General features: G+C 65.8%; 8 protein-coding genes. 7 read left to right on the top strand and 1 reads right to left on the bottom strand.

Annotated elements, in window-relative coordinates:
- Window positions 1-161 precede the first annotated feature (161 nt).
- The 7 genes from JSE7799_RS12845 (at window position 162) to JSE7799_RS12815 (ending at window position 11,445) form a co-directional block, all read left to right on the top strand.
- Window positions 162-1,187, top strand: a complete 1,026-nt coding sequence (locus tag JSE7799_RS12845; RefSeq protein WP_055663980.1) for an IS110 family RNA-guided transposase — start codon at window positions 162-164, stop codon at window positions 1,185-1,187.
- A 613-nt stretch (window positions 1,188-1,800) separates the two neighbouring features.
- Window positions 1,801-4,110: an acyl-CoA dehydrogenase gene (locus JSE7799_RS12840; protein ID WP_245624882.1), complete on the top strand. Its 2,310-nt coding sequence runs from the start codon at window positions 1,801-1,803 to the stop codon at window positions 4,108-4,110.
- Complete coding sequence (locus JSE7799_RS12835; protein WP_055663979.1) at window positions 4,100-5,383, top strand: acetyl-CoA C-acetyltransferase; 1,284 nt, start codon at window positions 4,100-4,102, stop codon at window positions 5,381-5,383. Before JSE7799_RS12840 ends, JSE7799_RS12835 begins: the two co-directional genes overlap by 11 nt.
- On the top strand, window positions 5,383-7,473 hold the full coding sequence (locus JSE7799_RS12830) for a 3-hydroxyacyl-CoA dehydrogenase NAD-binding domain-containing protein (RefSeq protein WP_055663978.1): 2,091 nt from the start codon (window positions 5,383-5,385) through the stop codon (window positions 7,471-7,473). The genes JSE7799_RS12835 and JSE7799_RS12830 overlap by 1 nt, the downstream gene beginning before the upstream one ends.
- Entirely contained in the window at window positions 7,466-9,313 is a 1,848-nt protein-coding gene (locus JSE7799_RS12825) for an acetyl-CoA hydrolase/transferase C-terminal domain-containing protein (protein WP_055663977.1), read from the top strand. The genes JSE7799_RS12830 and JSE7799_RS12825 overlap by 8 nt, the downstream gene beginning before the upstream one ends.
- A 39-nt stretch (window positions 9,314-9,352) precedes the next feature.
- Window positions 9,353-10,447, top strand: coding sequence for an NAD-dependent epimerase/dehydratase family protein (locus tag JSE7799_RS12820; protein WP_055663976.1), 1,095 nt, complete (start codon window positions 9,353-9,355; stop codon window positions 10,445-10,447).
- A gap of 293 nt (window positions 10,448-10,740) precedes the next feature.
- Window positions 10,741-11,445, top strand: coding sequence for an IS6 family transposase (locus JSE7799_RS12815; protein ID WP_055663975.1), 705 nt, complete (start codon window positions 10,741-10,743; stop codon window positions 11,443-11,445).
- A gap of 53 nt (window positions 11,446-11,498) precedes the next feature.
- Here the strand turns inward: JSE7799_RS12815 and JSE7799_RS19930 are convergent.
- Window positions 11,499-12,456, bottom strand: a protein-coding gene (locus tag JSE7799_RS19930) for an IS630 family transposase (protein WP_222101706.1) whose coding sequence is annotated in 2 segments (ribosomal slippage) — window positions 11,499-12,113 and window positions 12,115-12,456 — 957 coding nt in all. Because the reading frame shifts where the segments join, the coding sequence is not laid out codon by codon here.
- Between the last annotated feature and the right edge of the window lie 88 nt (window positions 12,457-12,544).

The following is a 12,544-nucleotide window of genomic DNA, read 5'->3' as shown; positions in this document are numbered from 1 at the left end:
CGCCGAGTGGCGCGGTCTTTGCGCCGGATAATGGCCAGGCCCCCTGCCCTTCCTGAGACTGGTTCGAATTGGTCTGATGGTGTGGACGGCTCCACCCCGACGGCATCGCATTGTGCCATGCTGGCGCTGTATGACAGCCAACAAAGGAAGGAACCGACCACATGGAGATTACAACACTTGGGATCGACCTGGCCAAGTCCGTCTTTCAGCTTCACGGGGTTGATGACCGCGGCACCGTTGTCCTGCAGAAGAAGTTGCGCCGCGGGGCGGTGCTCNACTTTCTCGGCAAGCTGGAACCCTGCCTGATCGGGATGGAGGCCTGTGCGAGCTCCCACTACTGGGCCCGGGAGATCGCGGCCCTCGGCCATGACGTGCGGCTGATCCCGCCCACCTATGTGAAGCCCTACGTGAAGCGGCAAAAGAATGATGCTGCCGACGCCGAAGCGATCTGCGAGGCGGTGACACGACCGAACATGCGCTTTGTTCCTGTGAAGACCCACGATCAGCAGGCGGTCCTGATGCTGCACCGGTCGCGCGACCTGCTGATGCGGCAGCGCACGATGATCCTGAATGCAATCCGGGCACATCTGGCGGAGTTCGGGACGATCACCGCGCAGGGACCACGGAAGGTTGTCGAGCTCGTCCGGCGCCTGAGCGACCCCGACGACGGGCTGGACCTGCCGGCGCTCGCCCGGTCGGCGCTTCTGTCGCTGGCCGCGCAGCTCGAGACCCTGGCCGAGGAGATCGTCAAGATCGAACGCCAGCTCATGGCGTGGCACCGGCAGAACCAAGCAAGCCAGCGGCTCGAGACGATCCCTGGTGTGGGCATCCTCACCGCGACTGCGATTGCGGCCAGCGTGCCCGATCCCACTGTCTTCAAATCGGGTCGGCAGTTCGCGGCCTGGCTTGGGCTCGTTCCACGACAGAACTCGTCTGGCGGCAAGGATCGGCTCGGACGGGTCTCGAAGATGGGCAACGGTTACCTGCGCCGATTGCTGGTCGTCGGCGCCACCTCGGTGACAAGGCGAGCCGGAACGACCGACACCCGAACCGGAGCCTGGGTCAGATCCCTGCTCGAACGCAAACCCACACGGCTCGTGACCGTAGCGATCGCCAACAAGACCGCTCGTACGGCTTGGGCGTTGCTGGCAAAGGAAGAGAATTACAAGGCCGCACCGGCAATTTGAACAACAAAGAGACAGGCGGCGCTCCAAGGGCGCCGCGATGAGATGCAAGGGCAAAAGTGAGTGATGATGATCAAGCAAGACCGCTGCCGGGACACCCCGAGGTACTGTCAGGGCGTCACAGCTCGGTGGTCTGATTGGGACCCGGCAAGCGGACTTCATCAGGGCCAGCGGTCACATGCACCGCGCGCACAGGCCGGACAAATGACCGCAACCTGCTTCGATCCACGTCACTCGACAAAACCCTTGCAAAACCGGAGCCGTCCACAAATGACACCACCCTTCGGAGCCTTGGGGGTCCGCTCAAAGTCTTTCGGCTTTCGAGTGGAGCGGATGACTGGAACATTCTGCGCGACTCTCGGTTGAGGGAGTTCAAGGCCGAGCTAACCAGCGTTGGGGCGTCGTGGGAGTGCCGCGATGTCCGTGATCCCTGGCGGCCTCGCACAGAGAGGAGGCCCGGCTTCCGCATCACTCGGACCGCGCTCCACCCGTCACGCATGACGGGCGGCACGATGGAGGACAGATGAGCGATCGATCCCCCAGAAATTCCCGCAGATTGCTTTTCGGCATTGCCGCGCTTGGCGTCGGGGTTGGAGCAGTCTTGGTGCAGCGCCGCATGACCGGATCGCGCCGGGGCGAAACTGCGATGGCGGCAGGCGACTGGGACCGGTTCCGCCAGGACGTCGTGACCCGGCCCATCCATGGCTGGGCAAGGGGCGCGCTGCCGAGCCTGTCCGCGACCGAGCGCGAGGCGCTCGAGGCCGGACAGACTTGGTGGGACGCCGACCTGCTGTCAGGAGATCCGGACTGGAACAAGCTTCTGGCGGTCGCGAAGCCCCGGCTCTCGGACGCCGAGCGGGACTTTCTCGATGGCCCCTGCGAGACGCTCTGCGGCATGCTCGACGACTGGAGGATCAACCGCCTCGACGGCGACCTCCCGCCCGAGGTCTGGCAGTATATGAAGGACGAGAAGTTCTTTGGGCTGATCATTCCGAAGTCGCGGGGCGGCCTCGAGTTCTCGGCCTTCGCCCATTCCGAGGTCGTTCGGTACATCGCCGGCCGCTCGCTCGTGGCGGCGATTACGGTGATGGTACCCAATTCCCTCGGGCCGGGTGAGCTTCTGCTTCAGTTCGGGACGGAGGCGCAGAAGGATTACTGGCTGCCGCGGCTGGCCGACGGGCGCGAGATTCCGGCCTTCGCCCTCACCAGCGAGGAGGCGGGGTCGGACGCGGCCTCAATGGTTGACAGCGGCGTGGTCTGCAAGGGCGAGTGGGAGGGCGAGGAGGTTCTCGGCATCCGCCTGAACTGGTCCAAGCGCTACATCACCCTCGCGCCTGTCTGCACAGTGCTCGGCCTCGCGTTCAAGCTCTACGACCCGGACGGGCTGATCGGCGAGGAGGAGGAGATCGGCATCACTTGCGCGCTGGTGCCCACGCATCTCGACGGCGTCGAGACCGGCCGGCGCCACATCCCCTCGCAAATCATGTTCCAGAACGGACCGACCACGGGGCGCGACGTATTCATCCCGCTCGACAACATCATCGGCGGGCGCGAGTGCGCGGGCCACGGCTGGATGATGCTGATGAGCGCGCTGGCCGCGGGGCGGGGTATCTCGCTGCCGTCGATGTCCAGTGCCGGAGTCGCGCTCGCGGCGCATACCTCGGGGGCCTACGCGCGCATCCGGCAGCAGTTCGGCACCCCCATCGGCAAGATGGAGGGGATACAGGCGCGGCTCGGCCCGCTGGCCGCGAACGCCTACGCGCTTGATAGCGCGCGACGGCTGACCTGCGCGGGGCTCGACGAGGGGCGCGCGCTCGCCGTGATTTCGGGCATCATGAAGGCGCACTCTACCTACCGGATGCGCGAGGCGCTCGATGACGCGATGGACATCCACTCGGGCAAGGCCGTGATCGACGGACCGAGCAACTATCTTCTTCCGCTCCACCGCGGTGTTCCGCTCGGCATCACGGTGGAGGGCGCGAACATCGTAACCCGGAACCTGATCATTTTCGGGCAGGGCGCGATCCGGGCGCATCCGCACATGCTGGACGAGATGCTCGCGCTTGAAGAGCGCAGCGACCGGCTCTCGCTCGCCCGCTTCGACGAGCACTTCTGGAAGCATGTGTCGCACACCACGCGGACGCTGATCCGCGCGACGGAACATGCGTGGACCGACGGCCGGTACGCGCAAGTTCCCGACTGCGGTCGGGCAACGCCGATTTACCGGCAGATGACGCGCTGGTCCGCGGCGCTGGCGCTGACGAGCGAGGCGGTGTTCCTGTTCCTCGGCGGCGGGCTGAAGCGCAAGGAGATGATTTCGGCACGGATGGGCGACATGTTGTCCGAGCTCTACTTCCTCTCGGCGACCGTGAAGCGCTGGGAGGACGACGGGCGGCCCGAGGCAGACTTCCCGCTGGTCCAATTTTCGGCGGAGCGAGCCTTCGCGCAGATCCGCGTCGCGCTGGACGAGGTGCTGGCGAACTTCCCCAACCGCTGGGCGGCTGCCGTCCTGCGGGTGCTGCTTCGGCCAGGCCGTCCGGCGCGCGGGCCGGACGACGCGCTGGTGAAGGAGTGCAGCGACGTGCTCTACACGCCATCCCAGACTCGCGATAGGCTTGTCGGCCGGATGTTCGGCGGCTGCGAGCGCGACGGCATCCGCGTGCTCGGCGAGGCCTTCGAGCGCGTCGTCGCCACCGAGCGCACGACCGCCAAGCTGCGCGCCCTCGGCATGACACCGGACGAGGCCGTGCGTGCGGGAGTTCTTTCGCGTGACGAGAGTGACGACCACGGTCGGATGATGGCGGCGGTGCAGCGCGCCATCGCCGTCGACGATTTCAGCCAAGAGGAACTGGCCGGACTGCTGGCTGGCTACAGAAACGCCGCCCCCGACGGTGGCGCACGACAAGGAGTGCCAGATGAGTCGTGATATTTTTCTCGTGGACGGAGCCCGCACGCCCTTTTTGAAGGCGCGCGGCAAGCCGGGGCCCTTCACGCCAGTAGACCTCGCGGTGCAATGCGGCAGGCCGCTCCTGGCGCGGCTGCCGCTGACGGCCGAGATGATCGACCTCGTGATCCTGGGTTGTGTCAATGTCATCGCGGACGAGATGAACCCCGCCCGCGTTGCGGCGCTACGGCTCGGGCTGGGTGAGGACCAGGTGGCCTTCACCGTGCAGATCAACTGCGGATCGGGGATGCAGTCGATCGACACAGCCTGCCGCTACATCCGCGAGGGCCGGCACGAGCTGGTGCTCGCCGGCGGCACCGAGGCGCTGAGCCATGCGCCCGTCGTGCTGCGCGAAGAGGCGGTTGAGTGGTATGCCGAGATGGCCCGCGCCGAGAACCAGGTTGAGCGCGCCAAGCACGTGAGGGACCTGCGCCCCGACTTCTTTCAGCCGGTCATCGGGCTCGAGCGGGGGCTTACCGACCCGATCACCGAACTCAACATGGGCCAGACCGCCGAGGTCCTGGCGCATCGTTTCGGCATCGATCGAAAGACCGCCGACGCCTACGCCATGGACAGCCACCACCGGCTTGCGCGCGCGCAGGACGAGGGCTGGCTGAAGGGCGAGATCGAGCCGATGTTCAGCCGCGACGGCGAGGCCTACGATCGCGACGACGGAGTACGCCCCGACAATGACATGGACAGCTTGGCCAAGCTGAAGCCCGCCTTCGAGAAGCCCTACGGCAAGGTCACGCCCGGCAACTCCTCGCAGGTCACCGACGGCGCGTCCTGGGTCGTCGTCGCCTCGGGCGAGGCGGTGGAACGGCACGGGCTGACGCCGATCGCGCGGATCGTCGACAGCGAGTGGGCTGCGCTCGACCCTTCGGTCATGGGGCTTGCCCCGGTTCTCGCGGCGGCGCCAATCGCCAGACGGCAGGGGCTGGGCGTCGAGGACATCGACCTGTGGGAGATCAACGAGGCCTTCGCGGCGCAGGTGTTGGCCTGCCGCGCGGCTTGGCAGGACGCGGAGTTCTGCCGCGCGGTGCTGGGGCTTGACGACGCCTTCGGCGAGATCGACCGCGGGCGGTTGAACGTCGACGGCGGCGCAATCGCGCTCGGCCATCCGGTCGGGACAAGCGGAAACCGCATCGTCCTGCACCTGGTCAACGCGCTGCGCCGTCTCGGCAAGCGGCGGGGCATCGCCACCGAATGCATCGGCGGCGGACAGGGCGGCGCAATGCTTCTGGAGGTGGTGTGATGACGGGACCGGTTCTCGAACATCTGGGTGAGGTGCGGCTTGAACTCGGCGCGGCACGGGACGCGCCGCGGGAGGGGCACTGGCGCCAAGGGAAGGCCGGGGACGGCATCGTCTGGATGGCGCTCGACAGGCCCGACAGCGGCACCAACACGATTTCCAAGGCGGTTCTCCTGGAATTGAGCGAGCAATTGGACCAGCTCGAGCAAAACCCGCCCGAAGCGTTGGTGCTCCGCTCTGCGAAGCCCAAGGGCTTCGCTGCGGGGGCCGATATCGACGAGTTTACCGGCATGGACCCGGAGGAGATCGAAGAGATGCTTCGCGAGGGGCATCGCATCCTCGACCGGCTCGGGGACCTGCCCTGCCCGACGATCGCGGTGGTGCATGGCGAGGCGCTTGGCGGGGGGTTTGAACTGGCGCTCGCCTGCGACTGGCGCATCGCGGTCGAGGGTGCAGCGTTCGGCTTCCCCGAAGTTCAGTTGGGCCTGCATCCCGGGCTTGGCGGCACCTATCGGCTGACCGGGCTGATCGACCAGGTCGAGGCGATGCAGCTCATGTTGACGGGCAAAAAGGCCCATACGAAGAAGGCCGCCCGCCTCGGGATCGCGGACGTCGTCACCGAAGAGCGGCATGTCGCGGCGGCCGCGCGAGCCTGCGCGGATGGCGAGGTCGAGCGGCGCGGCGGCGGCCTGCGCGGCGGGCTGAAGTCGGGTGCGCTCAAGTTCAGCCGGACGCGGAAACTGGCCGCGCGGCAGATGCGCTCGAAGACCGAGAAGGAGGCGCCGCAGGCGCATTATCCCGCGCCGCATGCCCTGATCGACCTCTGGGAGGAACATGGCGACGATCGCTCGGCGATGCAGGAGGCGGAACTGCAGTCCTTCGCCCGGCTGGTCGCGACCGAAACCTGTCAGAACCTCGTGCGCGTCTTCCGGCTGCGCCGGGCGCTGAAGAAGCGAGCCGAGGGCGAAGACGGCATCGCACATGTCCATGTCGTCGGCGCGGGCGAGATGGGGGCCGAGATCGGGGCATGGGCTGCGATGCGGGGCAAGACGGAAACCCTCTCGGACCTTGATCTCGACGCGCTTGGCAAGGCGGTCAAGACGGCGGAGGGAGTATGCGGGGGCGCGCACCTCGGCGCGGCCGAGACGCGGGATGCGCTCGACCGGATGATGCCGGACCCCAACGGCTACGGCGTGCGGCGCGCGGACCTCGTGATCGAGGCGGTCCCCGAGAAGGCCGACCTCAAGACGAAGATCTATAAGGGCATCTGCAAGGACATGAAGCCAGACGCGATCCTCGCGACCAACACCTCGAGCCTGCTGCTGGCGCGGCTGTCGGAGGCGGTGGAGGACAAAGCGCGCTTTGCCGGGCTGCATTTCTTCAACCCGGTTTCAAAGATGCAGCTCGTCGAGGTGGTACGCACGAAGGCCACGAGCGACAGCACCACGCAGCGGCTTGCCGCCTTCTGCGGCGTGATCGACAAGTTGCCGGCGCCGGTCCGCGATTATCCCGGCTTCCTCGTGAACCGCATGCTCACGCCCTACCTGCTTGAGGCGATGGTGCTGCTCGACGAAGGTGTCCAAAAAGAGGTGGTGGACCGCGCCGCGCTGCGATTTGGTATGCCGATGGGACCGGTGACGCTGGCCGACTGGGTCGGCCTCGATATCTGCCTCGACGTGGCGGACGGGCTGAAGGACGAGCTCGAGAAGCCGGTGCCGGAGGTGCCGGACTGGATGCGCGACATGGTCGAGGAGGGCCACACCGGCAAGAAGGCTGGGCGGGGCTTCTACGACTGGTCGGATGGCAGGCCCGATCCCGGAGAGGGCGACGCCGGCTCCGAGGATCTGACCGACAGGCTGATCCTGCCCATGCTTGACGCCTGCATGGAATGCCTCCGCCTGAACGTGGCCGAGGACGAGGACGAGGTAGACGGCGCTATGATTTTCGCCACCGGCTTCGCGCCCTTCCGCGGCGGCCCGATGCACTATGCCCGCGCGCGCGGGCATGACGAGGTGCGTGACCGCTTACAGGAGCTTTCCGAAAGCTACGGTCCACGATTCGTGCCAGACGAGGGCTGGTCCCGCGATGGCTGAGGTGGCACAGAAGGACCCGCAGATCCGCAGGGACGCGAAGGCGATCGCACGCGAGATCGTCGAACGCACGAACGGCGACGTCCGGGTAGCGACGCCGCTCGGCCTTGGGAAGCCGGTGACGCTGCTCAACGCGTTGACGGCGCTCGCCTTGGCGGACCCATCTATCCAGCTTTCAATTTTCACCGCACTGACCCTTGAGCGTCCAGAGCCGTCAGCCGATCTGGAACAGCGTTTCCTCGGGCCGGCGTTCGACCGGCTGTTCGGAGCCTATCCCGAGGTGCTCTACGCCAAGCATTTGCGCGAAGGGACACTGCCCGCGAACATCCAAGTGACCGAGTTCTTCTTTCAGGCCGGGCAATGGAAGGGCCAGGCGCAGGCCCAGCAGAATCACGTCTCGGTCAACTTCTCGGACGCGCTCGGCATCCTGCTCTCGCGCAAGCCGAACGTCGTGCTTCAGCTGGTGGCGCGGGAGGGCGACAGGCTCAGCCATTCATGCAATGCGGACCTGAGCATCGACTTGCTGCGCCTGCGGCGCGAGGGGCGGCTGCCCTTCGTCTTTGCGGTCGAGACGAACCGCGAGCTTCCGTTCATGGGCGGCGCTGCGTCCATGCCGATGCAGGAGGCGAATCTTGTCCTGGACGACCCGGAAAACGCCTTCGAGCTTTTCTCGGTGGTCAAGCGCCCCGTGAAGGATGCCGACCACGCGATCGGGCTGCACGTGTCGCGGCTGGTGAAGGACGGGGGAAGCCTCCAAATCGGCATCGGCTCGATCGGCGATGCGGTGGCTAACGCCCTGCTGCTGCGCCAGGACGGGAAGGTCGCGGAGCTTTGGGATCGCTGCCCGCTGCCGCACGACGACTTTCGCATGACGGGTCCGTTCGAGGAAGGGCTCTACGCCGTAACCGAGATGCTTGTGGATGCGATGCTGCCGCTCTTCGAGCGCGGCGTGATCAAGCGCGAGGTCGATGGCAAGGCGATCCATGCCGCGTTCTTCGTCGGCTGCCGGGACTTCTACGCGCGGCTGCGCGATATGCCTGCGGACCGGCGCGACAAAATCGCGATGGTGCCGGTCGCGTTCACTAACACGCTCTTTGGCGAGGAGGCCAACAAGCGCACCGCGCGCCGCGACGCGCGCTTCGTCAACTCGGGCCTGATGGCGACGCTGCTCGGTGCGGTCGTGTCGGATGGGACGGGCGACGGGCAGGTGATCAGTGGCGTCGGCGGGCAGGCCGATTTCGTGGCGCAGGCCCTCGCGCTCGAGGGCGCGCGATCTATCATCGCGATCCCCGCCACCCGGACCCGCGACGGTGAAACCCAGTCTAATATTGTCTGGTCCTATCCGCACGTCACGGTGCCGCGCCAGATGCGCGACATTGTCGTGACCGAGTACGGCATTGCAGACCTGCGCGGGCGCAGCGATGCCGAAGTGGTCGCGGCGATGCTCTGCGTTGCCGACAGCCGCTTCCAAGGCGCTCAGATGGCCGAGGCCAAAAAGGCGGGCAAGCTGCCTGATGGCTTTGAGATACCGCAGGCTCATCGCAACAACCTGCCCGAGACGCTGCGCGACTGGCTGAAGCCCTTCGACCTGCCAACCTTTCCCCTCGGCACCGACTTCGAGGGCGTCGAGCGCCGGCTGCTCCCTGCGCTGGCCAAGCTCAAGAACGCCCGCGCCTCGAAGTCGGAACTGGCGCGGCTCGCGCTCCTCGGGCGAGGCGATCCCCCTTCCCATGCCGAGGTGGAGGCCGCCTGTATGGCGCGCATGGGACTTGAGGCGCCGGGCAGCGTGGCCGAGCGCGCAACGGCCGCGGCCTTGCGCGGCGCCCTGCGCGAAACGCTGTGAGGCGGGGCGCGCGCGCCCTCGCAAAGCAGGAGAACCACGATGAACAGACAAGCGGACACGGTGCTGATAACCGGAAGCAGCGGCTTCATCGGCCACCGGCTGATGCGCGAACTGGCGCGCGACTACCGGGTCGTCGGCCTCGACCTGAAGGAGACTGAGGTGCCGGAGGGGGCGCGCTTCGTTCCGATCGACCTGACCTCGGAGGAAGGGGTGGGCAAGGCGCTGAGGGACGTGCGCGGCCACGAGGGGCCGCGGATCGCCTCGGTCATCCACCTCGCCGCCTATTTCGATCTCTCAGGCGAGGACGATCCGAAGTACGACGAGGTGACGGTGGAGGGCACCCGCCGCCTGCTGCACGGCCTGCGCGACCTGGACGTGGAGCAGTTCGTGTTTTCGAGCACGATGCTGGTCCACAAAGCGGGGTCGCCCGGCACAACAATCACTGAGAACCGGCCGCTCGATCCCAAGCTGCCCTACCGCGCGTCCAAGATCCGGACGGAGCAGATGATCCGCGAAGAACGTGGCGACCTGAAGGCGGTTTTCCTGCGCCCCGGCGGCGTCTACAGCAACCGTTGCGAGAACGCCTTTCTGGCGCACCAGATCGCGCGCATCTTTGAGGGCCGCCTGAAGGGGCACATGTACCCGGGCGATCTGCGGACCGGGCAGTCCTTCCTGCATCTGGAGGATCTGGCCGAGGCGGTAAAGCGGGTCATCGACCGGCGCGACGGCCTGCCGCCCGAGACGGCGATCCTGCTCGGGGAGCCCGCGGCCATCGGCTACGGCGACCTGCAAGGCCGCATCGGCGAGCTGATCCGCGGCACTCCGTGGCAGACATGGCAGATTCCCAAGGTCATGGCGAAGACGGGCGCCTGGGCCGAGGACGAAGTCCTTGGGGGCGAACCGTTCACCAAGCCTTGGATGGCCGACATCGCGGACGACCACTACGCAATCGGCATCTCGCGCGCGCGGGAACTGCTTGGCTGGGAGCCGAAGCACCGGCTCAGCGACGCTCTCCCGAGAATGATCGAGAATCTGAAAAGCGATCCGGATGGATGGTATCGGGCCAACAAAATCGACCCGGCACGGCTCGAAAGAGGGCGCGGCCCGTCTGATCGCGTCCTCGATAGCTGCTAAACCTTTTGCATCTGCGTCGATACGGCAGACCGCGGCACAGACCCATTCATGCCATTGGCCCCGGTGGGAATCATGGTTGCCGCCTCTTGCAGTTCCGGCGTTCCGATCCTCTTTGTCACGATGAATACCGACCTGCTCCCAGTCCTTTAGACCCCATGATCGCGCGGGGAACTAACTGGCTTGGTGGTCTCTCCCGCGGCATCCTGCATTCGAGGGTTGCGCCGGATGGTCCGGTGGGTCTTGTCAGAAGAACTTCGCTTGAGGCGGAGCGGGCGGCTGGCTAGGCTCCCCGCATGACCAAGCGCAGCCCCTTCAAATACTTCAAGACCAGCTCCGAGATCATCCGGCTGGCGGTGATGATGTATGTCCGCTTCCCGCTGTCGCTGCGGAACGTCGAAGATCTGCTCCATGAGCGCGGCGTCGACGTCAGCCACGAGGCGGTGCGCTTCTGGTGGCACCGCTTCGGCCCGATGTTCGCCGGTGAGATCCGCAAGCGACGCATCGAGGGCCTGAAATCGAGCCGCTGGCGCTGGCACCTCGACGAGATGTTCGTGAAGATCAACGGCGAGCAGCACTACCTCTGGCGGGCGGTCGATCATGAGGGCGAAGTGCTGGAAAGCTTCGTCACGAAGACGCGGGACAAGAAGGCTGCGCTGAAATTCCTCAGAAAAGCACTGAAGAAGCACGGGCGAGCAGATGTCCTCGTGACGGACAAGCTTCGCTCCTACGGTGCGGCCCTGAAGGACCTCGGCATGGCGGACCGGCAGGAGACCGGTCGGTGGCTGAACAACCGCGCGGAGAATTCGCACCTGCCGTTCCGACGACGCGAGAGGGCCATGCAGCGCTTTCGGCGGATGCGAAGTCTGCAGAAGTTCGCCGCCGTCCACGCCTCTGTCTCGAACCACTTCAACCAGGAACGCAGCCTCTCCAGCCGAGACATCTTCAAGACCAACCGCACCGCCGCTCTCGCCGAGTGGCGCGGTCTTTGCGCAGGATAATGGGCAGGCCCCCTGCCCTTCCTGAGACTGGTTCGATTTAGAGCGTGTTGCGTCTAATCGGTTTCATATCCAGCGGCCTTGAAGAAGTTGTAGCATTCCGCCTCGGTGAAGAGATCGCAGACCTTCCCGACGGCTTGCCATAGAGCTTCATAGGTGCGGGCGGCGGCTCTCCGGATCAGGGCCTTGAGCTTCGCGAACGCCATCTCGATGGGGTTCAGATCCGGGCTGTAGGGAGGCAAGAACAAGAACCATGCACCGACGGCTTTCATGGTCGCCGCTGCTTTGGGGCTCTTGTGCGATGACAGGTTGTCGAGAATGATCACGTCGCCTGGTCGCAGTGTCGGGGCCAGTTGGGTCTCGACGTAGAGCTCGAACAGCTCGCGGTTCATGGCGCCGTCAATCACCCAGGGCGCATCCAGCCGGTCGTGGCGCAGGGCTGCGATGAAGGTCTGGGTGTTCCAGTGGCCGAAGGGTGCATGGTCGACAAGGCGTGCGCCTTTCGGGGACCATCCGGTGGTCTTGGCCATGTTCGTCTTCAGTGACGTCTCGTCGATGAAACCGATGCGCGTCAATGCGTTGCGCATGAACGGTTGGCGCCGTGTGATCCAGATATGGCGCGCCTGCCGGATCTCAGGCCGCTTTTTCTCGACGGCTTGCAGGTCTTTTTTTGTGTGTCAGCCCAAGACTGCGCAGAAACCTCCAGACCGAGACGCGGTGAATGGCGATCCCGTGGTGATCTGCCAGTTCCCCGACCAGGTCGTTCAGTGTCAGATCGGGCTTCGCGTCCATCCGCGCGGTAATCCAGTCCTGCACGCCAACCAGTTTGCCATGACCCCCACCATTGCCTTGGGCGCGCGGGGCCAACCCGCCCGTCTCGCGCTTCAGGATCACCATGTCGTTGACGAACTTCACCGAAACTCGGAACCGCGCGGCGGTTGCGCGGTGCGAGTTCCCTTCCTCCACAAACGCCACAACGCGCTCTCGGAGTGCCGTAGGATGTGGTCTGCCCATTCTCATCCCTCCCACCTGTCTGCAGGCAGGGAATCACAGATCAAGCCAACAGGGAATCCTGAATCGGGAAAGTCGCAACACGCTCTAG

Origin of the sequence: Jannaschia seosinensis (assembly GCF_001408515.1) — a bacterium.
GTDB classification, from domain to species: domain Bacteria; phylum Pseudomonadota; class Alphaproteobacteria; order Rhodobacterales; family Rhodobacteraceae; genus Jannaschia; species Jannaschia seosinensis.
Note: the sequence above shows the minus strand (reverse complement) of the source record. Positions and strands in the feature narration are given on the sequence as shown.